Raw genomic sequence first — 24768 nt, 5'->3', positions numbered from 1 at the left:
CGCTGAGCCGGGCTACTGGTTACAACGTTCAATATGGGGGAATTATTTCCCCCATAATCTGCGCGAATTATCCTCGATCTGCCCGCTTAAACGCCGTTTCTGCATGGTTCTGCTCCAGCTTACCGACAGGCCCGCCGCCGATAGCAGACGGTGATACTGGTCGTCATCAAACGGCATATGCCAGGCAATCGCACCAGCCTCATGCACGCTCACGTCGCTCAGACGCGATACCAGCTCCAGCGGCGCATCGCTGGAAACCCGGCCGCCGGCGATAATGCGGTAGAGCCAGCCAACCTTGCCGCTGTTTTGCATCAGTTGCGCCATATCGCTAATACCGAAATGGTAATTCAGTTTGAAGCAGGGAGAGCGCGGTTGAGTGACCTGAATTAGCGCCTCGCCCCAACGAAAGATATCGCCGATATAGACGTTTTTTTCCGTTAGCCCTTCGGTAGAAAGGTTTTCGCCGAATGCGGGGGCGCAGAACAGATCGGCCTGCTGCGGGAATTCGCGGATCCAGTCGAGGTAATGCTCGCGGGGATAGTGGCACAGCGCGCGATCCGGCCCGCCGTGAATTTTCTTTTCCGCCTGCTCGTCCCCTTCCAGCCCGAGATCGCCGAGCTGTAATTCGCCATCGACCTGGATTTTGCCAATTGCGCTGGGGCGGCTACCGTCGTAGTCCCTGATTTTGCCGACAAAGACATTCACCGGATAATGCATTGCTGCTCTCCTTGCTACGGATATAAAAAAAGCGAGTCATCAGACTCGCTTCTCTCTTAGCACAATGCAACCTTATTTTTTGGCGGCAAAACGCGCTGCTGCTTCGTCCCAGTTCACCACGTCCCAGAAGGCTTTGATGTAGTCCGGACGGCGGTTCTGGAATTTCAGGTAGTAAGCGTGTTCCCACACATCCAGGCCGATAATCGGGAAGCCTGAAGCGCCGGAAATGGCTTCGCCCATCAGCGGGGAGTCCTGGTTAGCGGTAGAAACGACGGCCAGTTTGTCGCCTTTCAGCACCAGCCACGCCCAGCCGGAACCAAAGCGGGTTGCTGCCGCTTTTTCGAATTCAGCTTTGAAGTTGTCCACAGAACCGAAATCACGCTCGATAGCGGCTTTCAGGTCGCCCTGCAGGGTGGTGCCGGTTTTCAGGCCTTTCCAGAACAGGCTGTGGTTAGCGTGGCCGCCCGCGTTGTTACGCAGTACGGTTTTTTTGTCAGCCGGCAGTTGATCAAGCTTAGTGATCAGCTCTTCCGCGGACAGGTTAGCGAATTCCGGCAGGCTTTCCAGCGCTGCGTTAGCGTTGTTAACGTAGGTCTGGTGATGCTTAGTATGATGGATCTCCATCGTCTGCTTGTCGAAATGCGGTTCCAGAGCATCGTAAGCGTACGGCAGGGATGGCAGTGTATAACTCATAATCATCTCCATTATTATCGGGCGGCAGAGGGTGTTAACGCCGCGTAAGCAGTCGGTTCATTATAGTTAATTAAATGATATTGAAAATGATTATCAATGCCGTAGTTTTACTAAGGTTATACCCAAAATAGATACACACCGGTTTGTGAGCCAAAACAACCCATTAAGCCCCTGATTGCCAGAGTTTCGTCTGAGGTGGCAACAGCTCAAAGGCGTAAAAACTGCGCAATTTTTACACTCATCGCATCGGAGAGAGTCTATCCAACCCAACACAGATGAGGGTAAAGGCAATGAATCATGCGATTACGATGGGAATTTTTTGGCATTTAATCGGCGCCGCCAGTGCCGCCTGTTTTTATGCCCCTTTCAAGAAGGTGAAACACTGGTCGTGGGAAACCATGTGGTCGATCGGCGGGATTGTTTCCTGGCTAATTCTGCCGTGGGCGATAAGCGCCATGCTGCTGCCCGATTTCTGGGCCTACTATCGCTCATTTAGCGCTTCCACGCTGCTGCCGGTGTTTTTGTTCGGCGCGATGTGGGGCATCGGTAACATCAACTATGGCCTGACCATGCGCTATCTGGGGATGTCGATGGGTATCGGTATCGCTATCGGCATTACGCTTATCGTCGGCACCTTAATGACGCCGATCCTCAACGGCCACTTTGATGTGTTGATTCACACCAAAGGCGGACAAATGACCCTGCTCGGCGTGTTGGTGGCGGTGATTGGCGTGGGTATCGTCACCCGCGCCGGCCAGCTTAAAGAGCGCAAAATGGGCATCAAAGCGGAAGAGTTCAACCTGAAAAAAGGGCTGATGCTGGCGGTAATGTGCGGTATTTTCTCCGCCGGCATGTCATTTGCGATGAACGCCGCTAAACCAATGCATGAAGCCGCCGCGGCGCTGGGCGTCGACCCGCTGTATACCGCGCTGCCAAGCTACGTGGTGATCATGGGCGGCGGCGCGCTGGTTAACCTCGGCTTCTGTTTTATTCGCCTTGCCAAAGTGAAGGATTTGTCGCTAAAAGCCGACTTCTCACTGGCAAAACCGCTTATCATCAGCAACATTCTGCTTTCCGCATTGGGCGGGCTAATGTGGTATCTGCAGTTCTTCTTCTATGCCTGGGGCCACGCCAGTATCCCGGCGCAGTATGACTACATGAGCTGGATGCTGCATATGAGCTTCTACGTACTGTGTGGCGGGCTGGTTGGGCTGGTGCTGAAAGAGTGGAACAACGCCGGACGCCGCCCGGTCAGCGTGCTCAGCCTCGGCTGCGTGGTGATTATCATCGCCGCGAATATCGTCGGCCTGGGAATGGCTAACTGATTTCCCCTTACGCGGCGGCGCGACTGCGCTGCCGCCACTGTCCCGGCGTCATGCCAATTTCCCGATTAAACACCACCGAAAAATAGTTACTGTCCTCAAACCCGCACTGCATGGCGATCTCGCCGATTAACCGCTCGGTATGCTGCAGTAAATACTGCGCATGGCAGATCCGCAGCTGGCGCAAATAGTGAGTTATCGTCATTCCCGTTTGCTGGCGAAACTGCTGGCGTAACGCACGTTCGCTGCAGCCTTCATGCAGACAGAAGCTATCCAGATTAAAGGGGCGATTCAGACTTCCGGCCAGCGCCGTTAGCAGTTTATCGAGCTGCGTTTCGCTTTGCGTTGCCGCCAGGTTATCAGTGGCGTAGCGATAGCGCTGGAGCGTCAACACCAGTTGGGCAAACAGCAGCTCCGCCATGCTATCCGCCTGCGCATCCTGCCGCGCGCTTTCGTGCTCCAGCTGGTTAATCACCTGCCTGACCTGCGCCATCCCGCTGCTGCCGATCCGCCAGTGCGGCTGCCACGGCGTGCCGAATAATCCCGGAATATGCGCCGCCCAGTCAAAATTGAGCCGCAGCCGATCCGGGCAATAAATAATATTCTGCAGCACCAGGTCGTTGACCGACGCATAAGAGTGTTTATCTTCCGCGCGAATATAAAAGAGATCGCCGCGGGTAATCCGCCACGGGCGATCGTTGAGGATATGCAGACCGTTGCCGCGCCACACCAGCACCAGCTCGCAAAATTCATGGGTATGCTCGGCGAAGACGTTTTGCGGGTAGCGGTCAGCCACCGCCACCGCCTGCGAGGGGGAGGCAAAAAACTCATCTTTGCGAAGCACCAGCTGACCTGCCACAACTCTCACTCCCGACGCGGAAACCAACCATTATTCGCATTTTGGTGAGGCAATACGTTGACTCTTCTCGCGTTACTGAAGAATAGCGTCGCGCCCCTGGCGAATATCGCGCGGCGACCAGTCGAATTCACGGCGAAATAGCGTCGAAAAATGGTTACTGTCGCCAAAACCGCAGCGATAAGCGATTTCTGTCACGCTATCATCGCTGTGGCGCAGCAGGTGCCGCGCTTTCATCAGGCGCACCCGGTTGAGGTAGCGCTGGGGCGTCAGCCCGGTTTGCAGCTTTAACTGGCGATGCAGGGTGCGTAAAGAGAGCGAAAACTGCGCCGCTACCTCCTCCCAGCATATCTCTTCGGCAAAATGGTCTTCCAGCCAGGCCATCAGCTGATTCAGCCGCGCCTCGTGGTTGCCGGCGCCTTCCGCCAGGCTGTTGCTGTGCAGTAGCACCAGTAGCTGCATAAAAAGGATTTCACGGCTGGCGATGGTATGCGGCTCGACGCCAGGGCCGATCTTTTCCATCTGGCCGACGATTTGCCGCACCTGCTGCAGCACCGTCTGATTGACCCGCCAGTGTGAAAGATAGTTACCGTCCTGCTCCTGCGGCAGCAGCTGGTTCACGCCAGTCAGAAAACGAAAAGCATCCGGCGCGCGGTAGAGCACGTTGGTCAGACACAGGTTATTGGTGTGTTCGTAAAGATGACGATCGTGATCGCGAATAAAGCAGACCGAACCGCCGCTGATGGTATAGGGCTGGCCGTTGAAAACGTGAATGCCCGTACCCTGCTCGACGATAACAATCTCATGAAAATCATGGTGATGCTCAGGGAAAGCCGCTTGAGGAAGCCGCGGTTCAATCGCCACCGCCGAGACGCCGGCCTTAAAGAAATCCGTACTGTGCAACACGGTCATAGCAGCCTCCACGAATGAGAAAAATTATCAACCGTCGTCGCAAATAGTAATTAAGGGCCGGCAATCCGGCCTTCAATTTTTGACCGCAAACCGCGTAAAGCCTGCCGTTTTTTCAAGAACCAGCCGGAAATATCCGGAACTGCGGCCAGCATCACACCCCGCCTCGCGCCGCCCATAAAACGAAACTGTGACGCTTCTCACGGTCACCTTTGCTGTGTTGCCAGCCGCCCGCTTTCGCTGTCAGTAGCGAGAAGGTGACGCAGAGACGCCTTTTTTAGACTGCCTGTAATGATTTTAAGAAGGGTCGTGCCATGAGTATTCGTCATTGTGTCGCCGTTGATTTAGGCGCTTCCAGCGGTCGGGTCATGCTCGCGAATTATGACACCGCGACGCGATCGCTGACGCTGCGCGAGGTTCATCGTTTCACTAACCGCCTGCAGAAAGTGGATGGCTACGATTGCTGGGATATCGATAGCCTGGAAGCGGAAATTCGTTGTGGGCTGGTGAAAGTATGCGAACAGGGGATCCTGATCGACAGCATCGGTATCGACACCTGGGGCGTTGATTTCGTCTTGCTGGATAAGCGCGGCCAGCGCGTCGGCCTGCCGGTTTCTTACCGCGATAGCCGCACTCACGGCCTGATGGCGCAGGCAATCGAACAACTTGGCCGCGCCAATATTTACTGCCGCAGCGGCATCCAGTTTCTGCCGTTTAACACCCTTTATCAATTGCGGGCGCTGGTCAGCCAGCAGCCGGCGCTGGCGGAACAGGTCGCCCATGCGCTGCTGATCCCAGACTACTTCAGCTACCGCCTGACCGGCGCGATGAACTGGGAATACACCAACGCCACCACCACGCAACTGGTCAATATCAATAGCGATAACTGGGATGACGAGCTGATCCGCTGGAGCGGCGCGCAGCCGGACTGGTTCGGTACGCCGACGCATCCGGGCAATGTTATCGGCCACTGGATCTGCCCGCAGGGTAACCGCATCCCGGTGGTCGCCGTCGCCAGCCACGATACGGCCAGCGCCGTGATCGCCTCGCCGCTGGCGGACAAAAATGCCGCCTATCTCTCATCGGGCACCTGGTCGCTGATGGGCTTTGAAAGTAAAACGCCTTACACCAGCCAGCAGGCGCTGAAGGCGAATATCACCAATGAAGGCGGCGCCGAGGGGCGTTATCGGGTACTGAAAAACATCATGGGCCTGTGGCTGCTGCAGCGGGTACTGCAGGAGCAGAACATTAGCGATCTGCAGGCGCTGATTGTCGACACGGCGCAGCTACCGGCCTGTCGTTATCTGATTGATTGCAATAACGATCGCTTTATCAACCCGGCCAATATGAGCGCCGAAATTCAGGCCGCCTGCGCGGAGTCCGCCCAGCCGATCCCGGTCACTCCCGCCGAACTGGCGCGCTGCATTTTTGACAGCCTGGCGCTGCTGTATGCCCGGGTATTGGACGAACTGGCGGCACTCCGCGGCCACCCTTTCAGCCAGCTGCATATCGTCGGCGGCGGCTGCCAGAACGCGCTGCTTAACCAGCTGTGCGCCGATGCCTGCGGCCTGCCGGTGGTGGCCGGCCCCATTGAAGCCTCCACGCTTGGCAATATCGGCATCCAGCTGATGACGCTGGATGAACTGCACAACGTCGATGAATTCCGTCAGGTGGTAGGCGACAACGCGTCGCTAACCACGTTCACCCCACATTCAGATAGCGAAATTGCCCGCTTCGTCGCGCAATTTCAGCCACAACCTACAAAGGAGCTTTGCGCATGACCACTCAACTTGAACAAGCCTGGGAAATTGCTAAGCAGCGCTATGCCGCCATCGGCGTTGATGCCGAAGAAGCTCTGCGTCAGCTGGACCGCCTGCCGGTATCAATGCACTGCTGGCAGGGCGATGACGTGGCGGGCTTTGAAAACCCGGAAGGCAGCTTAACCGGCGGCATTCAGGCCACCGGCAACTATCCCGGCAAAGCGCGTAATGCCCAGGAGCTACGCGCCGATCTCGAACAGGCGCTAAGCCTGATACCGGGGCCGAAGCGCCTTAATCTGCACGCGATTTATCTCGAATCCACCACGCCGGTAGCACGTAATGAAATCAAGCCGGAACACTTTAAGCACTGGGTGGAATGGGCCAAACGCCAGCAGTTGGGGCTCGATTTTAACCCTTCCTGCTTCTCACATCCGCTAAGCGCCGACGGCTTTACGCTGTCGCACGCCAATCCGGAGATTCGTCAGTTCTGGATCGATCACTGCAAAGCCAGCCGCCGCATATCCGCTTATTTCGGCGAGCAGCTTGGGACGCCATCGGTAATGAATATTTGGGTGCCGGACGGCATGAAAGATATTACCGTCGACCGCTTCGCCCCGCGCCAGCGGCTGCTGAATGCGCTGGATGAGGTCATCAGTGAAAAACTCGATCCGGCGCACCATATCGACGCCGTTGAGAGCAAGCTGTTCGGTATCGGCGCCGAAAGCTATACCGTTGGCTCCAATGAATTCTACATGGGCTACGCCGCCAGCCGTCAAACCGCGTTGTGCCTGGATGCCGGCCACTTCCATCCGACGGAAGTCATCTCCGACAAAATCTCCGCCGCCATGCTCTATATCCCGCGCCTGCTGCTGCACGTCAGCCGCCCGGTACGCTGGGACAGCGATCACGTGGTGCTGCTGGATGACGAAACCCAGGCCATCGCCAGCGAAATTATCCGCCACAACCTGTTCGACCGCGTGCATATCGGCCTCGACTTCTTTGATGCCTCCATCAACCGCATCGCGGCGTGGGTTATCGGTACCCGCAATATGAAAAAAGCCCTGCTGCGCGCGCTGCTGGAGCCGACGGCGCTGCTGCGCCAGCTGGAAAACGACGGTGATTACACCGCCCGCCTGGCGCTGCTCGAAGAGCAGAAATCGCTGCCGTGGCAGGCCATCTGGGAAATGTACTGCCAACGTCACGATACCCCGGCAGGCAGCCAGTGGCTGGAAAACGTGCGGACCTATGAAAAAGACGTGCTGAGCCAGCGCGGCTAATGCCTGACTTCCCCGGATTGCACCGCACAGGGCTTATTCGGGGAGTCACACCTATTGCGAATCAACAGGAAAGACAAGACTATGCACAACATTATCAATTCATGGTTCGTTCAGGGCATGATCAAAGCCACCTCCGACGCCTGGCTTAAAGGCTGGGACGAACGTAACGGCGGCAATCTGACGCTGCGCCTGGATGAAGCGGATATCGCGCCCTTCAAAGCCGATTTTCACCCCCAGCCGCGCTATATCGCCTTAAGCCAGCCGATGCCGGAACTGGCTAATCAGCCGTTTATCGTCACCGGTTCCGGTAAATTCTTCCGTAACGTGCAGCTCGATCCCGCCGCCAATCTCGGGGTGGTGAAAGTGGACAACGACGGCGCGGGCTACTTCATCCTGTGGGGGCTGACGGAAGAAGCCGTGCCGACGTCGGAACTACCGGCGCATTTCCTGTCGCACTGCGAGCGCATCAAAGCCACCGGCGGCAAAGATCGCGTGATCATGCACTGCCATGCCACCAACCTGATCGCCCTGACCTACGTGCTGGAGAACAACAGCGATCTGTTCACCCGCAAGCTATGGGAAGGCAGCACCGAATGCCTGGTGGTGTTCCCGGACGGCGTCGGCATTCTGCCGTGGATGGTGCCGGGTACCGACGAGATTGGCCAGGCGACCGCCGGCGAAATGCAGAAACATTCTCTGGTGCTGTGGCCATTCCACGGCGTCTTCGGTAGCGGCCCGACGCTGGATGAAACTTTCGGCCTGATCGATACCGCCGAGAAGTCCGCTGAGGTATTGGTGAAAGTCTATTCGATGGGCGGCATGAAACAGACGATAAGCCGCGAAGAGTTGATTGCGTTAGGCCAACGCTTTGGCGTCACGCCGCTGGCCAGCGCGCTGGCGCTCTAAGAAAGCGAGCGCCCTTTAAGGAGAATAATCATGAGCTTTATGTTGGCACTGCCGAAAATCAGCCTGCATGGCGCGGGCGCGATCGGCGATATGGTGAACCTGGTGGCGGACAAGCAATGGGGAAAAGCGCTGATTGTCACCGACGGTCATCTGGTGGAAATGGGCCTGCTCGATAGCCTTTTCCAGGCGCTGGAAGCACATCAACTGTCTTATCATCTGTTCGATAACGTCTTTCCGAACCCAACCGAAGCGCTGGTTCAGCAAGGTATCGCCGCATTCCGTGCGGCGAAGTGTGACTATATTATCGCCTTCGGCGGCGGCAGCCCGATCGATACCGCTAAGGCGGTGAAAATCCTCAGCGCTAACCCAGCGCCGTCGACGGCCTATTCCGGCGTGGGCAAAGTGAAAAATGCCGGCGTGCCGCTGGTGGCAATTAACACTACCGCCGGAACCGCCGCCGAAATGACCAGCAACGCGGTGATTATCGATAGCGAACGTCAGGTGAAAGAGGTCATCATCGACCCGAACATCATCCCGGATATTGCCGTCGACGATGCCAGCGTCATGCTGGATATTCCGCCGTCGGTTACCGCCGCGACCGGTATGGATGCGTTAACCCACGCTATCGAGGCGTTTGTCTCCGTTGGCGCCCATCCGCTGACCGACGCCAACGCGCTGGAAGCGATTCGCTTAATTCACCAGTGGCTGCCGCTGGCCGTCGATGACGGGCACAATCTGCAGGCCCGCGAGCAGATGGCATACGGCCAGTATCTGGCAGGGATGGCGTTCAACAGCGCAGGTCTTGGTCTGGTACACGCGCTGGCGCACCAGCCGGGCGCGACCCACAATTTGCCGCACGGCGTTTGTAATGCCATCCTGCTGCCGATTATCGAAAACTTTAACCGCCCGAACGCGGTGGCGCGTTTTTCCCGCATCGCCCAGGCGATGGGCGTCGATACGCGCGACATGAGCGATGAAACCGCCAGCATGGCGGCGATTAACGCGATTCGCGCGTTGAGCAAACGAGTCGGTATTCCTGAAGGTTTTAGCCAGCTTGGCGTGAGTAAGGCTGATATCGAAGGCTGGCTGGATAAAGCGCTGGCCGACCCCTGCGCGCCCAGTAACCCGCGCAGCGCCAGCCGCGACGAGGTACGCGAGCTGTACCTGGAGGCGTTATGATCCGCAAAGCCTTCGTGATGCAGGTCAATCCCGACGCCCACGAGGAGTATCGGCGCCGTCATAATCCCATCTGGCCGGAACTGGAAGCGACGCTGAAAGCGCATGGCGCGCACCACTATGCAATCTATCTCGACAAACAGCGCCATCTGCTATTCGCCACGGTGGAAATTGAATCGGAAGCCCGCTGGAATGCGGTGGCGGAAACCGAGGTCTGCCAACGCTGGTGGCGCTATATGCGCGAGGTGATGCCGACGAATCCGGATAACAGCCCGCTAAGCGCTGAACTGAGTGAAGTGTTTTACCTTGCGTAATAAAGAAAACGCCTGAGCAATCAGGCGTTTTTGCTACCAGAGGGATTAGGCATTTTTGCGCACAAAGAAACCGTAGCAGCAGGCGCCCATAAATAGCAGTATCCCACCGAGAATAAATACGTTGGTAAAGTGCCCGGTAGCATCAAGAATAATGCCGGTGATAATCGGCGCCAGCGCCGCGCCGAGAAAGCCGCCAAAGTTCTGGATAGCACCCAATGAGGCGACCTGTTCTTTCGGCGCCATATCGGTCGCTAACGTCCAGATCACGCCGGAAGGCATTTGTGAACAGAAGTAGCCCAGCGTCAGCAGGGCGATCGCAACGCCGCTATTATCAACAAACGGAATCGGCATCACGAAGCAGGCCGCCAGCGCGGCGCCCGCCACAATCGGCACTTTACGCGCGGTAACGGCGTTCATCCCTTTACGCACCAGTCTGTCAGAAAGCATCCCGCCACACAGCACGCCGATAATACCGGCAAAGAAAGGAATCGAGGCGATAAAACCGGTCTGCTTGAGGCTAAAGCCCAGCGAGGTTTCCAGATATCCCGGCAGCCATGTCAGATAAACCCAAATGGTAAACATGATGCAGAAGTTACCGGCAATCATGAACCACGTGGTTTTCCGGCGAAACAGTTCGCCCCAGCTGACCTTCGGCTGCTCACCTTCGGGACGCATGACTTTGCCGGTGTTTATCAGCATCGCCTCGCGCGCGTCCGGGTCGCGATAAAATTTAAGCCACGCCAGCAACAATGGCAGTCCGAGCAGGCCGACAACCATGAACATGCCGCGCCAGCCGATCCATAACAGCAAAATAGTCAGCACCGGCGGCGCTATCGCATTGGCGATTTGCGAACCGGTATTGATAATCGATGTCGGCAGCCCGCGCTCTTTCTCCGAGAACCAGCTCTGGGTGATCTTGATACCGGAAGTGAAGAACGGTGACTCCGCCACGCCCAGCAGCATGCGCAAACCATAGAAGAAGCTATAGGTATTCACGAAACCCATTAAGAACGTTACCGCTGACCACAATCCCAGCGCGCCGCTGAACATTTTCTTCGCGCCGAAACGGTCTACCAGCCAGCCGGCGGGTAAATTCGCCAGCGCATAGGGCCAGAGAAACGCTGACAATAGCAGCCCCATTTCAGTACCAGAGAAGCCAAACTCCCTGGCGATGGTGGTGTTCGCGATACTCAGGTTGGCGCGATCGAGGTAATTGACCACCGCGGCCAGCAGCAGGATTAAAATAATGCCCCAACGTCGACGCGAGAGTTTCGGCGCCGCAATCGCTTCAGCCGCCGTTTGATTTAGCGAACTCATAAACCCTCCTCCAGCAAGGCGCGATCGATTTTCATCACCGCTTTACGGATATGTTGCTGCTCGCCATCGCGCGGATGGCAGCAGGGCCGATGGATGTCCTCGGGAAAGAAAATGGCGAACATGCCGGGCTTCAGGGTTATCTGCATCTCCTCATCTTCTACGTGCCAGAACAGGATGTCCTGCTGCGGCGTCCGATCCTCGGTAACGCGATGACAGCCGCTTTCTGCGCGGCTGACACCCATCCGCTCCTCGCCGGAAATCAGATACTGAATATCAATAAACTGCTTGTGCGACTCCGGCCGTGCCTGCGCGAAAGGCACGCTCTCCATCTCCTGCAGCAGGCAGAAAAGTTTCCCGGGGATTAGGTCGATTTTCCCCGGCGCGAAGCGCTGGAAATCCTGGCTGGCGATAAACGCCAGCGCCTGGCGGATCGCCGGATGAAACGCGGCCTGTTGCGCAGGCCACGCCTGCAGACTCGATACGATCATAATGATCCCTCCCTTAGCCGGCGATCCGCTGCTGCCACAGTTCAGTCCCGGCGCTGATCTGGTCGAGGATCACCGTCAGCCCCCAGAATTTGCTCAGCACATCGTCTTTATTAACCCGGCAGGCGATACTGTCGAAGGTCCCGAGGCGCTGATGGTAAATTTTGGCGTTTTTCGGGTAGCCCAGCGTTTCGGTTACCGCGCCCAGCGACAGAAATATCGCCAGTTCATCGGCCAGCGCCCGCTGATTTTTGCCTTCCCGCCACAGCCAGCTATACAGTTCGGGATGGAAGTTGGTGAACACGCCGCTGAAACCTTCGGCGCCCGCCAGCATCGCCGGCCAGGCGATCGCAGCATTGGCGTTGATGACCTTTAGCGGGGTTCCCTGCGCCAGACGCACGCGGCGCTCAACGGTAGGCAGATCGCAGCTCACATCTTTCAGCACCACGAAACGACCGCTGTTGGCGCACCAGGCGAACTCGTCGTCGCTAAGCAGGCGGCGATACGGCGCCGGGCACTCATACAGCCCCAGCGGCATGGAAGAAGGTAAAGCCGCCAACAGCGATTGCAGGGTAGCGAAAAAGACTTCACTGCCCTCATTACGCGGATCAAGATGATTAGTGACCAACACCAGCGCATCAATGCCGGTCTGCGCCATTGCCAGCAACTCCTCTTTTTGCGCCGCCAGATCATCGCTGATATGGCCCGAGGCAATGACTGGAATGCGCCCCGCCACGCGTTGCACCACGAAACGCGCCAGCTCGACACGCTCCTGTAAGTTGAGATATTGCATTTCGCTGGACTGGCAGACGGCAAAAAGCGCATCCACGCCTTTTGCCAGATACCAGTCGATCAGCTTCACCAGCGCCGGATAATCAATCTGGTCGTCAGCGGTAAAAGGGGTCAGCATGACGGGTACAACACCGTTAATCGTTTTCATCTTATTTTTCCTGGATTAGAGGGTACGGAGTCGGGCATTTGCCTGCGCAAAGTCAGGCATGTTGGAAGCCCCCTCCAGCTCGACGGCCAGAGAGGCGAAAGCAGAGGCCCAGGTCGCAGCCTGAACCAGGGTGTTGCCGGCAGCCAGCGAGGCGGCGAGCGCGCCATTAAACGCATCGCCAGCGCCGGTGGTATCGACGGTGACCGCCGGAAAGGCGCGAATTTGACTAAACTGGCGATTATCCAGCAGCAGCGCCCCGCGCGATCCCATGGTAATCAGCACTTTCTTTGCGCCTAATTCAGCGATGCGAAGCGCGGCTTCTTTGGCAGTATCAACATCGTGAATGTCGATACCGGATAATAATGAAGCCTCGGTTTCATTCGGTGTAATCACATCGATATAAGGAATGCTTTTGATAATTTCCGCCGAGTATGGCGCCGGATTGAGAATGACTGTCTTACCGAGTTCTCTGGCTTTTTTTATTAGCGAATGAGTGGCATCAAAATTATTCTCAAGCTGAACAAGTAAAACGTCGGAGGCGCTAAGTTCAGGAATAATCGCCTCAATCTCATTATGAGTTATTGTAGTATTGGCGCCGGAGTAAATAGCAATCATATTTTCGCCATTTTCCTGCGAAACATAAATAATGGCATTGCCGGTAGGTTCGCTCTCAGATTGATAAAGCGTATAGGAGTGTATTTCTGAACGAGTGAGATGATCGGCCGCCAGGTGGCTAAACTGATCCTTGCCCACCTTAGCGACAAAATGGACCTGCGCGCCGGCTTTACTGGCCGCCGTCGCCTGATTCGCCCCCTTGCCACCGGGCCCAAGGCTGCTGGCGAGCGCCAGTAGCGATTCCCCGCCGCGCGGAAAACGCTCCACTCGGGCCACGATATCCACATTAAATGAGCCGAATACACACACTTTGCCGTTCATCGATTTTCCTTTCTGCTGACCGCTCGCCGTAGGTTTCCGATGGTTAATCGGCTGCAGCAGCACGCCGAAACTATCACCGGTTTCAGAAATAAGTTCAGCCTTTAAATTGTGCCGGGAAATAATCGCTCCGCCATAACAACGGTGCACCAACCCCATTTCTGCAAGAATATTTAAATCACTGCGAATGGTTTCTTTTGAAACACTAAAATAAGCAGCAAAATAATTAACAAAACCACGCTCATGATCGTTTAAATATTTCAGGATATGCTTTCTACGTTCTTCTAAAAACATAATAGGCCCCAATGTCACGAATTAAGTATACGAACCCCTTCCGGCAGGAAGAGTGACATCAATCCCATGTTTTCAGGCAAAACGGAAGGAAACAAAAATGGAAAAACAATAAAGAAAATGAGTGAATAAATAATTCACTCATTCATTAATGGGAAATGAAATAATCTTCTGCGCATCAGAATAAAATGCGCAGATTATGACTAATTTTGCTCTGCCACCAGCAGCGCCTGGGTATCCGGCTCCAGCGCCTGAAAGAGATGTTCCCGATCGGCCGGGTAGCAGATGTAATCCCCTTCCCCCAGCTCTTCTGGCGCTTCGGTGAGGCCAACGCGCGCGCGCCCCTGAGTGATAATAATATGTTCGACCGACCCGGGCGGGTGCGGGTGCGAGATCCGATCGGCGCCGGGCTGCGTCAACAGCAGATAGATATCGCGACGCGCGCCGGGAGGGCAAGCCGCCAGCAAAATGGCCTGATAGTTGGCCTGTTCAGCAACCACTTTGGTGCCTTCGCCGCGGCGAATCACCTGGGTTTGGTTGGCCTGCGGTTCCAGCAAACGGGCGAAGGGAATATCCAACGCCACGCACAGCGCCCACAATGTTTCCAGGCTAGGGTTGCCATTACCGGATTCCAGCTGTGACAGGGTCGATTTGGCTATCCCGGCGCGGCGCGCCACCTCCGCCAGTGAGAGTCCGGTGCGCGAGCGCTCGCGCGTCAGGCTTTTAGCAATTACGCTGATGGGCTGTGTCATACACCGCTCCTCGTATTTTATATCGAACGAATCGTTCGTCTTGAAAAACCATTCTGTTGCGTTCATTATAATGGAAATTCGTTCGATATGGCTAAAGCGTATGCGTTACAAATTTTCCTGTCTCAGTGGGGACACCATTAAAGCAATCGTTCTGGTATGCCTGGCGGTCGGCGTGGTTGGCATGTCTTACGGTTCATTAGCGATGGCCTACGGTTTTCCGCTGTGGGTGCCGTTTGTCCTTTCCATTACGGTGCTGGCCGGCGCCTCTGAGTTTATGTTTATCGGTATTATCGCCAGCGGCGGTAACCCTCTCGCCGCCGCAGCAGCAGGCTTACTGGTGAACGCCCGCCACGTTCCTTTTGGCGTCACCGTGCGCGATCTGGTCGGCGCACGCGCCGCCAGCCTGCTCGGCTGCCACATTATGAATGATGAGAGCGTGGTGTTCGGCTTGTCGCAGAAAACCCCGGAGCAACGGAAAGCCGCCTACTGGCTCTGCGGCCTGGGTGTGGCGCTCATCTGGCCGCTCGGTACCCTGCTGGGCGCCGGGGTCGGGAAATTGTTACCCGCTCCAGAAACAATCGGCCTGGATGCGGTATTCCCGGCCATCCTGCTGGCGTTGGTGGTACCGGCTTTTAAAAAACGTACCACACTGATTCGCGCCTGCAGCGGCGCGGTTATTTCGCTGGCCGCCGTGCCCTTCGCGCCGGTTGGATTACCGGTTCTGCTCTCATTGTTTGGCTTACTGGCGAGGAAAAAATAATGGGCAATATGACGCTGTTTATCGCCGGGATCGCGATTCTGTCGATCGGCACATATCTGATGCGTTTGGGTGGGGCAAAGCTTGGCAGTCGTTTAGCGTTTTCCGAGCGCTCGCAGGCGCTGCTTTCTGATGCCGCGACGGTGTTGCTATTTTCCGTGGCGTTGGCGACCACCTTTTATGAAGGCGAGCATTTTTCCGGCATGGCGCGGGTACTGGGCGTCGGTTTTGCCGTGTTCCTTGCCTGGCGCAAGATGCCGCTTATCGTGGTGATTATCGCCGCGGCGGTGGTGACGGCGTTGCTACGCCTGGCGGGTATAAACTAAAAAAGCGCCCTGAGGCGCTCTTTCGACGGTAGTGGGTTGCTAACTTATTTGTTCAGTTCAGCGGTCATATGCACGCGGTTACCGTTAAACGCTTCGGTAATGGTGTAAGAAGACGCGCCGGCAGCCTGCGCCTGAGCGGCGATTTTCGCTTCCGCGGCGTCCATAGTGGAGGCGGTGGCGGTCACGGATTGCGCGGCGAAAGAACCGAAAGAAGCGGCCAGAGCGATAACAGCGACAAAAGTTTTGATGCTTTTCATGATATAAACCCTTTCATTTAGTTGTTTGGATAAGGCACCGTGCCTTGATGTGATAAATAATAGTCTTCACATCCCGTAACTAAAAGCGGAAGGATTTGCTGTCATCTTTCAAAAAAACTGACCAACATTTAACCGGCAATAAGACGCTGCGGATGAGTATAAATCGTCGCTCTGCCTGGCCTGCAGAACCCCACCAGCGTCAGATTACAACGTTCGGCGACTTCCACCGCCAGCGTCGTCGCCGCGGAGACCGCAAACAGAATTTCCACCCCACACATCGCGGCCTTCTGTACCATCTCATAACTGGCGCGGCTGGAGACTAAGGCTGCGCCCTGCTGCCAGCCCTCTCCTTCTGCACTACGGCGCCCCAGCAGTTTATCCAGCGCAACGTGACGGCCTACATCTTCATGCCCGCCCGCCAGTTCGCCGTCAGGGCGCACCCACGCGGCGGCGTGCGTACAGCCGGTCAGGCGGCCGATTGGCTGAACCTCATTTAACTGTTTGAGCGCGCGATCGAGATGAGAGAGCGCAAAGGTCTGGCTAAAGGGCAGCGGCTCAACGGGCTTACCGATATCATTTAGCTGCTCGACGCCACATACTCCACAGCCTGTACGCCCGGCGAGCGCCCGGCGGCGCTCTTTCAACCCCATAAACCGGCGGCTGGAGAGTTCGATTTGCACTTCTACCCCGTTACAGGCCTGCACCACGTCCATCCCGTAGATCTCTTGTCGGCTTTGTATAATCCCTTCAGATAGGGAAAAACCGACGGCGAAATGTTCCAGGTCACGTGGCGTCGCCATCATGACGACGTGCGAGATGCCGTTATAAACCAGAGCGACGGGTACCTCTTCTGCTACCTCGTCTGGCTGAGGATGTTGCAAATCCTCACGTTTCCAGAGGGTAACCTGGCGATAACCTGTGACATCTGTCACATTTTTGATTTGTTCAGGAAGGTTCTTATTCACTTTCATTTAACCGTATTGGAACAGGCATACACACAATGTGGTATTCTGTTTTTATATCCCTCCAGGACCGAGGGAAATTAACTCAATTCTGAACCTTTGCGGCCTTCACCGCAAAGTAAATAACTACATGTGACAATGTCGAAACAAGGAGCGAACCATGCAGGTCAGCAGAAGGCAGTTCTTTAAGATCTGCGCTGGCGGTATGGCAGGCACGACGGCAGCAGCGCTGGGCTTTGCCCCGGCTACTGCGCTCGCGGAAACCCGGCAGTACAAACTGCTGCGTACTCGCGAAACCCGCAACACCTGTACGTACTGTTCCGTTGGCTGCGGGCTATTGATGTATAGCCTCGGCGACGGTGCGAAAAACGCCAAAGCATCCATTTTCCATATCGAAGGCGATCCGGATCATCCGGTAAACCGTGGTGCGCTCTGCCCGAAAGGGGCCGGTCTGGTGGACTTTATCCATTCTGAAAGCCGCCTGAAATTCCCGGAATATCGCGCGCCAGGTTCTGATAAATGGCAGCAAATCAGCTGGGACGAAGCGTTCGATCGCATCGCGAAGCTGATGAAAGAAGACCGTGACGCCAACTTTATCGCCCAAAACAGCGCCGGCACCACCGTTAACCGTTGGCTGACCACCGGTATGCTGTGCGCCTCCGCTTCCAGTAACGAAACCGGCTATTTAACGCAGAAATTCACCCGCGCCCTCGGGATGCTGGCGGTGGATAACCAGGCGCGTGTCTGACACGGACCAACGGTAGCAAGTCTTGCTCCAACATTTGGTCGCGGTGCGATGACCAACCACTGGGTTGATATTAAAAACGCCAACCTGGTCGTAGTGATGGGCGGTAACGCCGCAGAAGCGCATCCGGTGGGGTTCCGCTGGGCGATGGAAGCCAAAATTCATAACGGCGCCAAGCTCATCGTTATCGATCCGCGCTTTACGCGTACGGCGTCGGTGGCTGATTTCTATACCCCGATTCGTTCCGGTACCGACATAACCTTCCTGTCGGGCGTCATCCTGTATCTGCTGAATAACGAAAAATTCAACCGTGAATACACCGAAGCCTATACCAACGCCAGCCTGATCGTGCGTGAGGACTACAGCTTTGATGATGGTCTGTTCAGCGGCTACGATGCCGAAAAACGCCAGTATGACAAAACCAGCTGGAACTATGAACTGGATGAAAACGGCTTCGCCAAACGCGATACCACGCTGCAGCATCCACGCTGCGTCTGGAATCTGCTAAAACAGCACGTTTCCCGCTATACGCCGGATGTGGTCGAAAACATCTGTGGTACGCCGAAGGCCGATTTCCTTAAAGTTTGCGAATATATTGCAGAAACCAGCGCGCACGATAAAACCGCGTCGTTCCTGTATGCCCTAGGCTGGACCCAGCACTCCATCGGCGCGCAGAACATTCGCACCATGGCGATGATCCAGTTGCTGCTTGGCAACATGGGGATGGCAGGCGGCGGCGTCAATGCCCTGCGCGGTCACTCCAACATCCAGGGTCTGACCGACCTCGGCCTGCTCTCAACCAGCCTGCCGGGTTACATGTCGCTGCCTAATGAAAAACAGGCCGACCTGCAGACCTACCTGAGCGCCAACACGCCAAAACCGCTGTTGAAAGATCAGGTGAACTACTGGGGCAACTATCCGAAGTTCTTCGTCTCCATGATGAAAGCCTTCTTCGGCGATAAAGCTACGGCGGAAAATAGCTGGGGCTTTGACTGGTTGCCGAAGTGGGATAAGAGCTACGACGTGCTGCAGTATTTCGAGATGATGAATCAGGGCAAAGTGAATGGCTACATTTGCCAGGGCTTTAACCCGGTCGCCTCGTTCCCGAACAAAAACAAGGTAGTGGCTTCCCTGTCGAAGCTGAAGTTCCTTGTGACCATCGACCCGCTCAACACTGAAACGTCCACCTTCTGGCAAAACCACGGTGAGTCCAACGATGTTGATCCGGCGAAAATCCAGACCGAAGTGTTCCGCCTGCCGTCCACCTGCTTCGCCGAAGAAAACGGTTCTATCGTCAACTCCGGCCGCTGGCTGCAGTGGCACTGGAAAGGCGCGGACGCCCCGGGGATCGCCGTGACCGATGGTGAAATCCTCGCCGGTATCTTCACCCGCCTGCGTAAGATGTATGCCGAAGAAGGCGGCCCAACGCCGGAGCCGGTGCTCAACATGACGTGGAACTACTCCACGCCGCACGAGCCGGCGTCTGAAGAAGTGGCGATGGAAAGCAACGGTAAAGCGCTGGCGGATATCATCGATCCGGTAACCGGCGCGGTAATCGTTAAGAAAGGGCAGCAGTTGAGCTCCTTCGCACAGCTACGCGACGACGGCACGACTTCCAGCGGCTGCTGGATCTTCGCCGGTAGCTGGACGCCGGAAGGCAACCAGATGGCGCGCCGCGATAACGCCGACCCGTCAGGCCTCGGCAATACGCTGGGCTGGGCCTGGGCATGGCCGCTAAACCGCCGCATTCTGTATAACCGCGCCTCCGCGGACCCGCAGGGTAAACCGTGGGATCCGAAGCGTCAGTTGCTGAAATGGGACGGCGCGAAATGGGGCGGAGTGGATATTCCGGATTACAGCGCCGCCGCCCCTGGCAGCGACGTCGGTCCGTTTATCATGCAGCCTGAAGGGATGGGGCGTCTGTTCGCTATCGATAAGATGGCTGAAGGGCCGTTCCCGGAACACTACGAACCGTTTGAAACGCCGCTGGGGACTAACCCGCTGCATCCAAACGTGGTCTCTAACCCGGCCGCTCGCGTCTTTAAAGGCGATCTCGAGCAGATGGGCAAGGCCGAGAAGTTCCCGTACGTCGGCACCACTTACCGCCTGACCGAGCACTTCCACTACTGGACCAAACACGCGCTGCTTAACGCCATCGCGCAGCCGGAACAGTTTGTGGAGATCGGCGAAAAACTGGCGAATAAGCTCGGCATTGGCCACGGCGATACCGTGAAGGTCTCCTCTAACCGCGGCTATATCAAAGCCAAGGCAGTGGTGACCAAGCGTATTCGTACGCTGCAGGTTCACGGTAAAGAGGTGGATACCATCGGTATTCCTATTCACTGGGGCTACGAAGGCGTGGCGAAAAAAGGCTTTATCGCCAATACGCTGACGCCGTTTGTCGGCGACGCCAACACGCAGACGCCGGAGTTTAAGGCCTTCCTCGTGAACGTGGAAAAGGTGTAACGGAGACGACTTATGGCTTATCAATCGCAAGATATTATTCGTCGTTCCGCGACTAACGGTTTCACTCCCGCGCCTCAGGCGCGGGACCACCAGCAGGAAGTGGCGAAGCTTATCGACGTTACCACCTGTATCGGCTGTAAAGCCTGCCAGGTGGCCTGTTCCGAATGGAACGATCTCCGTGACGAAGTGGGTAACAACGTTGGGGTGTATGACAACCCGGCGGACCTGACCGCCAAGTCATGGACGGTCATGCGCTTCTCGGAAGTGGAACAAAACGACAAGCTGGAATGGCTTATTCGTAAAGATGGCTGCATGCACTGCGCTGACCCGGGCTGCCTGAAGGCCTGTCCGTCAGAAGGCGCGATCATTCAGTACGCTAACGGCATCGTCGACTTCCAGTCTGAGCAGTGTATCGGCTGCGGCTACTGCATCGCAGGTTGCCCGTTCGATGTACCGCGCCTGAACCCGGAAGACAATCGCGTCTACAAATGTACGCTGTGCGTAGACCGCGTGACTGTCGGCCAGGAGCCGGCCTGCGTGAAAACCTGCCCGACCGGCGCTATCCACTTTGGTTCGAAAGAGGATATGAAAACGCTGGCCGGCGAGCGCGTCGCAGAGCTGAAAACCCGCGGTTATGACAAGGCGGGTCTGTACGATCCGGCTGGCGTTGGCGGCACCCACGTGATGTACGTGCTGCACCATGCCGATAAACCGAATCTCTACCACGGTCTGCCAGAGAATCCGGAAATCAGCCAAACGGTGAAATTCTGGAAAGGTATCTGGAAACCGCTGGCGGCGGTCGGCTTTGCTGCGACCTTCGCAGCCAGTATCTTCCACTACGTCGGCGTCGGTCCGAACCGCGCAGATGAAGAAGAAGACAACCTGCATGAAGAGAAAGACGAGGTGCGCAAATGAGAAAACGTGACACCATCGTGCGCTACACGGCGCCGGAACGCATCAACCACTGGATAACCGCCTTCTGCTTTATTCTGGCGGCGGTAAGCGGGTTAGGCTTTTTCTTCCCGTCGTTTAACTGGCTGATGCATATTCTCGGTACGCCGCAGCTGGCGCGTATTCTCCACCCGTTCGTCGGGGTGGTGATGTTCGCGTCGTTTATCATCATGTTTTTCCGTTACTGGCATCACAACCTAATCAATCGGGATGATATCTTTTGGGCGAAGAATATTCGTAAGATCGTCGTCAACGAGGAGGTAGGCGATACCGGGCGTTATAACTTCGGCCAGAAATGCGTATTCTGGGCGGCGATTATTTTCCTGGTGCTGCTGCTGGTAAGCGGCGTGATCATCTGGCGTCCGTACTTTGCGCCTGCATTCTCAATCCCGGTGATCCGATTCGCGCTGATGCTGCATTCTTTTGCCGCAGTCGCGTTAATTGTGGTTATCATGGTGCATATCTACGCCGCCCTTTGGGTGAAAGGCACCATTACCGCGATGGTGGAAGGCTGGGTTACCAAAACGTGGGCGAAGAAACATCACCCGCGCTGGTACCGTGAAGTCCGCCAGAAACAGGAAAAATAGACTGCATGAGTATTCGCATAATCCCGCAAGACGAGCTGGGTTCGAGCGAGAAACGCACGGCGGAAGCAATTCCGCCGCTACTGTTCCCCAGACTGAAGAATCTTTATAACCGCCGCGCGGAGCGTCTGCGCGAGCTGGCCGCCAACAACCCGCTGGGCGATTACCTGCGCTTTGCCGCGCTGATCGCTCATGCGCAGGAAGTGGTGCTGTACGACCATCCGTTGCAGATGGATCTGACTGCCCGCATTAAAGAGGCCAACGATCAGGGCAAGCCGCCGCTGGATATTCACGTATTACCGCGTGATAAACACTGGCACAAGCTGCTGCATTCACTGATCGCCGAGCTGAAACCTGAGATGAGCGGCCCGGCGTTGTCGGTTATCGAGAACCTGGAAAAAGCCTCCGGGCCGGAACTGGAAGAGATGGCCAGCGCGCTGTTTGCTTCCGATTTCGCCTCGGTCAGCAGCGACAAAGCGCCGTTTATCTGGGCCGCGCTGTCGCTGTACTGGGCGCAAATGGCCAGCCTGATCCCGGGGAAAGCGCGCGCCGAATACGGCGAGCATCGCCAGTTCTGCCCGGTTTGCGGCTCGATGCCGGTCTCCAGCATCGTGCAAATCGGCACCACTCAGGGGCTGCGCTATCTGCACTGCAACTTGTGTGAAACCGAATGGCATGTGGTACGCGTAAAATGCAGCAACTGCGAACAGAGCCGCGACCTGCACTACTGGTCGCTGGATAACGAGCAGGCGGCGGTGAAAGCCGAAAGCTGCGGCGACTGCGGGAGCTACCTGAAGATTATGTATCAGGAGAAAGACCCGAAAGTCGAAGCCGTTGCCGACGATTTAGCCTCGCTGGTACTCGATGCTCGCATGGAACAGGAAGGCTTCGCCAGAAGCTCAATTAACCCGTTCATGTTCCCCGGCGAAGGGGAGTAAGTTCTGCGCACCTATAACGGGCGACTCAGGTCGCTCGTTATCATTCATACGGCGTGACCACGCCGGAAATGCTCTCCTTATCCCGATCCTGCTTCTCCAGATATTGTTCAACAGAAGAAGCAGATCTTTGCTGAGAAATACGCTTTTGCGAGCCGCTTTCCACAATGCGATCGCGGCTTTATTCGGTATATCTTTTTCGCAAAAACCAGGCTATAACACTGGATATTAATCCAGTAAAAGGGACTTACCATGACGTTGGAAAAAGGTATTGCTTCGCTGGTTGAGGAGTTTATTGCTGCGGGGCGGCCATCAGCACGAGAACAGAGTATTGATGACCGGAGAAACGGCTATCTCGCCAGCACCGTTCTCGCTGGGGCAACGGAAACGCGTGTACAGGTTGAAGACATCACGCTCGATGGCATGACCTTGCGCGTCGTCTCGCCGCCAAAAAGCAACGGCTTGCTACCCACCATTGTGTATTACCACGGCGGCTGTTTTGTGAGCGGCGGCTTTGCCACCCATGACAACCAATTGCGCCAGCTTGCCTGGTTCAGTGGGTGCCGGGTGATCGCCGTGCAGTACCGCCTGGCGCCGGAGTACACTTTTCCGGCGGCGCACGATGATGCGGAACGAGGCGCCAACATTATCTATCGGTATGCGCAGCGGCTTGGCGTTGACGCCGCGCGCATCACGCTGGCCGGCGACAGCGCCGGCGGCCACCTCGCCCTGGTCACAGCGCTACGCCTGAAAGCGGCGGGAGTATGGCAACCTGCGCAGCTTATCCTGATTTACCCTATGCTCGATGCTACCGCCAGCATGGCAAGCTACGCCAGCAACGGCGAGGATTACATCATTACCCGGGATACGCTGCTTAGCGGCTACGAAATGTATTTAGCGGCCACACCCGCTACCCATCCGGAAGCCAGTCCGCTGTGGCGGGAAGATTTTAACGGGCTGCCGCCTGTTCATATCCTGACGGCCGAATTTGACCCTTTGCGCGATGAGGGAGAAGCACTGTACCGGCGGTTAATAGCACAGGGAATAGAAAGCACCTGCCAGCGCTATCTGGGCGTCATTCACGGTTTCTTTCAGTTAGGCGGGATAAGCCTCGCGGCAAAGCAGGCGATGCGCGATATCGCCTGGCGTACGTAAACGCCAGGCCAATAATAATGCCGGAGGCGGGTTACTCTTCCTCGTTCCCGCCCTCTTCATACGAACCGAACGGCTTCGCGGGCAGTACGATATAGGTTCCCTCAAAAACGGCGCCCAGCTTATCGTTACCGAACAGTTCGACCTGAAGCTGCACGCGAGCCTTACGTCCGCGCGCCAGGCGATCGAGATCGCCGCTTAGCGAGCCCAAATCGGCCACGGCATTCGGCCTCCCGCTGATCGGCTTGCTGTAACGGATATGCGCATCGGCAAGGATAATCGTGCCGCCAAGGTGCCGCTCGCGCAGCATTAACCAGATTAGCCCCCAGCCGGTTAAGGTAGCGAGCGAAAACAGGCTGCCGGCAAATAACGTATGGTGCGGATTCTGGTTCCCCGCTTCGGGCATGGTGGTGATAAATTTTTGCCCGGTATACTGCTGAATGCGCACCCCCATCTTTTCGCTCAGCGGAATGTGCTGATACCAGGCCTGCTGCAGCTGGCCGCACCAGTCGCCGCGGTGCAGGATGTCGTCCAGTGAAGCAATGGGTTTAATCATCAAGAAGTGGCGAATCGGCGTCGTTGTTGGCGTGGTGATTTCACCCTGGTTCACAAAACCCAGCTTAGAGAAAAACTCCATCGCGTCTTCACGGGCGCTACAGGTCACCCGCTTCACCCCTTCCTGACGGGCGACTGACTCAAGGGTCATCGCCATAAGGGTGCCTAAACCTTTATCCTGAACGGAAGGATGTACGGCCATAAAACGAATCGAGGCTTCATTCTCCGCATTAATATACAGCCGGCCAACGGCAACCAGGTTGCCCTCTTCATCGACGACCATCTGGTGATGCGCCATGGCATCCCAGGCGTCGCGTTCGGACCCTTTAGGCTGATGCAGCGGCTTACGCAACATCTCCCAGCGGAACTGATAATAGCTTTCTAACTCTTCTTCTGTTTGCGGTACACGAAGGTGATACATAGCTGTACT

25 protein-coding genes are annotated in these 24768 nt (G+C 56.3%); 13 read left to right on the top strand and 12 right to left on the bottom strand.

All coding sequences use genetic code 11. The features are described 5' to 3' along the window. Nucleotides 1-42: 42 nt before the first annotated feature. Nucleotides 43-717: a 6-hydroxyaminopurine reductase gene (gene yiiM, locus ABLU86_RS20450; protein ID WP_015368939.1), complete on the bottom strand. Its 675-nt coding sequence runs from the start codon at nt 715-717 to the stop codon at nt 43-45. 72 nt (nt 718-789) lie between these two features. Further along, nucleotides 790-1410 carry a superoxide dismutase [Mn] gene (gene sodA, locus ABLU86_RS20445; protein WP_015368940.1) on the bottom strand — a complete coding sequence of 207 codons (621 nt, stop codon included), beginning with the start codon at nt 1408-1410 and terminating at the stop codon, nt 790-792. A gap of 290 nt (nt 1411-1700) precedes the next feature. Here sodA and rhaT point away from each other — a divergent pair, with 290 nt between their 5' ends. Continuing rightward, the gene (gene rhaT, locus ABLU86_RS20440; protein ID WP_032706783.1) at nt 1701-2735 is read left to right on the top strand and encodes an L-rhamnose/proton symporter RhaT; all 1035 of its coding nucleotides are present in this window, start codon (nt 1701-1703) and stop codon (nt 2733-2735) included. Nucleotides 2736-2742: 7 nt separating this feature from the next. Here rhaT and rhaR read toward each other — a convergent pair whose 3' ends face one another. Next, entirely contained in the window at nt 2743-3591 is an 849-nt protein-coding gene (rhaR, locus tag ABLU86_RS20435; RefSeq protein WP_032709566.1) for an HTH-type transcriptional activator RhaR, read from the bottom strand. Between the two features lie 72 nt (nt 3592-3663). Next, the gene (gene rhaS, locus ABLU86_RS20430; protein WP_015368943.1) at nt 3664-4500 is read right to left on the bottom strand and encodes an HTH-type transcriptional activator RhaS; all 837 of its coding nucleotides are present in this window, start codon (nt 4498-4500) and stop codon (nt 3664-3666) included. A 311-nt stretch (nt 4501-4811) separates the two neighbouring features. On the opposite strand from rhaS, the gene rhaB reads away from it, so the two are divergent. The 5 genes from rhaB (at nt 4812) to rhaM (ending at nt 9930) form a co-directional block, all read left to right on the top strand. Next, on the top strand, nt 4812-6278 hold the full coding sequence (gene rhaB / locus ABLU86_RS20425) for a rhamnulokinase (RefSeq protein WP_348796385.1): 1467 nt from the start codon (nt 4812-4814) through the stop codon (nt 6276-6278). Beyond that, nucleotides 6275-7534, top strand: coding sequence for an L-rhamnose isomerase (rhaA, locus tag ABLU86_RS20420; protein WP_049052496.1), 1260 nt, complete (start codon nt 6275-6277; stop codon nt 7532-7534). Before rhaB ends, rhaA begins: the two co-directional genes overlap by 4 nt. Before the next feature lie 81 nt (nt 7535-7615). Beyond that, the gene (rhaD, locus tag ABLU86_RS20415) at nt 7616-8440 is read left to right on the top strand and encodes a rhamnulose-1-phosphate aldolase (protein WP_015368947.1); all 825 of its coding nucleotides are present in this window, start codon (nt 7616-7618) and stop codon (nt 8438-8440) included. Between the two features lie 30 nt (nt 8441-8470). After that, entirely contained in the window at nt 8471-9619 is a 1149-nt protein-coding gene (gene fucO / locus ABLU86_RS20410; RefSeq protein WP_063443299.1) for a lactaldehyde reductase, read from the top strand. Beyond that, complete coding sequence (gene rhaM / locus ABLU86_RS20405) at nt 9616-9930, top strand: L-rhamnose mutarotase (RefSeq protein ID WP_015368949.1); 315 nt, start codon at nt 9616-9618, stop codon at nt 9928-9930. The genes fucO and rhaM overlap by 4 nt, the downstream gene beginning before the upstream one ends. 45 nt (nt 9931-9975) lie before the next feature. On the opposite strand, the gene ABLU86_RS20400 is transcribed toward rhaM, so the two are convergent. The 5 genes from ABLU86_RS20400 to ABLU86_RS20380 form a co-directional block, all read right to left on the bottom strand. Continuing rightward, nucleotides 9976-11247, bottom strand: a complete 1272-nt coding sequence (locus ABLU86_RS20400; RefSeq protein ID WP_015368950.1) for an MFS transporter — start codon at nt 11245-11247, stop codon at nt 9976-9978. Then, nucleotides 11244-11735: a YhcH/YjgK/YiaL family protein gene (locus tag ABLU86_RS20395; protein ID WP_020077575.1), complete on the bottom strand. Its 492-nt coding sequence runs from the start codon at nt 11733-11735 to the stop codon at nt 11244-11246. The genes ABLU86_RS20400 and ABLU86_RS20395 overlap by 4 nt, the downstream gene beginning before the upstream one ends. Nucleotides 11736-11748: 13 nt before the next feature. Then, entirely contained in the window at nt 11749-12672 is a 924-nt protein-coding gene (locus tag ABLU86_RS20390; protein ID WP_348796386.1) for a dihydrodipicolinate synthase family protein, read from the bottom strand. 15 nt (nt 12673-12687) lie between these two features. Continuing rightward, complete coding sequence (locus ABLU86_RS20385) at nt 12688-13899, bottom strand: ribokinase (protein ID WP_015368953.1); 1212 nt, start codon at nt 13897-13899, stop codon at nt 12688-12690. Nucleotides 13900-14099: 200 nt separating this feature from the next. Further along, nucleotides 14100-14648: a helix-turn-helix domain-containing protein gene (locus ABLU86_RS20380; RefSeq protein ID WP_015368954.1), complete on the bottom strand. Its 549-nt coding sequence runs from the start codon at nt 14646-14648 to the stop codon at nt 14100-14102. Nucleotides 14649-14748: 100 nt separating this feature from the next. Between ABLU86_RS20380 and ABLU86_RS20375 the strand changes: the two genes are divergently transcribed. Then, a complete protein-coding gene (locus ABLU86_RS20375) occupies nt 14749-15408 on the top strand; it encodes an AzlC family ABC transporter permease (protein WP_015368955.1) in 660 nt (219 codons plus the stop codon). Then, entirely contained in the window at nt 15408-15731 is a 324-nt protein-coding gene (locus ABLU86_RS20370; RefSeq protein WP_015368956.1) for an AzlD domain-containing protein, read from the top strand. Before ABLU86_RS20375 ends, ABLU86_RS20370 begins: the two co-directional genes overlap by 1 nt. 44 nt (nt 15732-15775) lie before the next feature. Here the strand turns inward: ABLU86_RS20370 and ABLU86_RS20365 are convergent, their stop codons facing one another. After that, entirely contained in the window at nt 15776-15988 is a 213-nt protein-coding gene (locus ABLU86_RS20365) for a YdgH/BhsA/McbA-like domain containing protein (RefSeq protein WP_015368957.1), read from the bottom strand. Nucleotides 15989-16116: 128 nt separating this feature from the next. Next, entirely contained in the window at nt 16117-16953 is an 837-nt protein-coding gene (fdhD, locus tag ABLU86_RS20360; protein ID WP_026612185.1) for a formate dehydrogenase accessory sulfurtransferase FdhD, read from the bottom strand. A 157-nt stretch (nt 16954-17110) separates the two neighbouring features. Here fdhD and fdnG point away from each other — a divergent pair, with 157 nt between their 5' ends. From fdnG to ABLU86_RS20335, 5 genes are all read left to right on the top strand, one after another. Next, nucleotides 17111-20161: a formate dehydrogenase-N subunit alpha gene (gene fdnG, locus ABLU86_RS20355; RefSeq protein ID WP_086557745.1), complete on the top strand. Its 3051-nt coding sequence runs from the start codon at nt 17111-17113 to the stop codon at nt 20159-20161. Nucleotides 20162-20173: 12 nt separating this feature from the next. Further along, nucleotides 20174-21076, top strand: coding sequence for a formate dehydrogenase subunit beta (gene fdxH / locus ABLU86_RS20350; protein WP_015368961.1), 903 nt, complete (start codon nt 20174-20176; stop codon nt 21074-21076). After that, on the top strand, nt 21073-21699 hold the full coding sequence (fdoI, locus tag ABLU86_RS20345; RefSeq protein WP_015368962.1) for a formate dehydrogenase cytochrome b556 subunit: 627 nt from the start codon (nt 21073-21075) through the stop codon (nt 21697-21699). The genes fdxH and fdoI overlap by 4 nt, the downstream gene beginning before the upstream one ends. A 5-nt stretch (nt 21700-21704) precedes the next feature. After that, the gene (fdhE, locus tag ABLU86_RS20340; protein WP_015368963.1) at nt 21705-22634 is read left to right on the top strand and encodes a formate dehydrogenase accessory protein FdhE; all 930 of its coding nucleotides are present in this window, start codon (nt 21705-21707) and stop codon (nt 22632-22634) included. Nucleotides 22635-22883: 249 nt separating this feature from the next. After that, the gene (locus ABLU86_RS20335) at nt 22884-23786 is read left to right on the top strand and encodes an alpha/beta hydrolase (RefSeq protein WP_047080267.1); all 903 of its coding nucleotides are present in this window, start codon (nt 22884-22886) and stop codon (nt 23784-23786) included. A gap of 31 nt (nt 23787-23817) precedes the next feature. On the opposite strand, the gene fabY is transcribed toward ABLU86_RS20335, so the two are convergent. After that, nucleotides 23818-24759, bottom strand: coding sequence for a fatty acid biosynthesis protein FabY (gene fabY / locus ABLU86_RS20330; protein ID WP_015368966.1), 942 nt, complete (start codon nt 24757-24759; stop codon nt 23818-23820). Nucleotides 24760-24768 lie beyond the last annotated feature (9 nt).

The organism is Klebsiella sp. JN_Kp121 (genome assembly GCF_040062145.1).
Lineage (GTDB): Bacteria > Pseudomonadota > Gammaproteobacteria > Enterobacterales > Enterobacteriaceae > Klebsiella > Klebsiella aerogenes.
The sequence above is the reverse complement of the archived record's forward strand: the minus strand, read 5'-3'. Positions and strand labels throughout refer to the sequence as shown.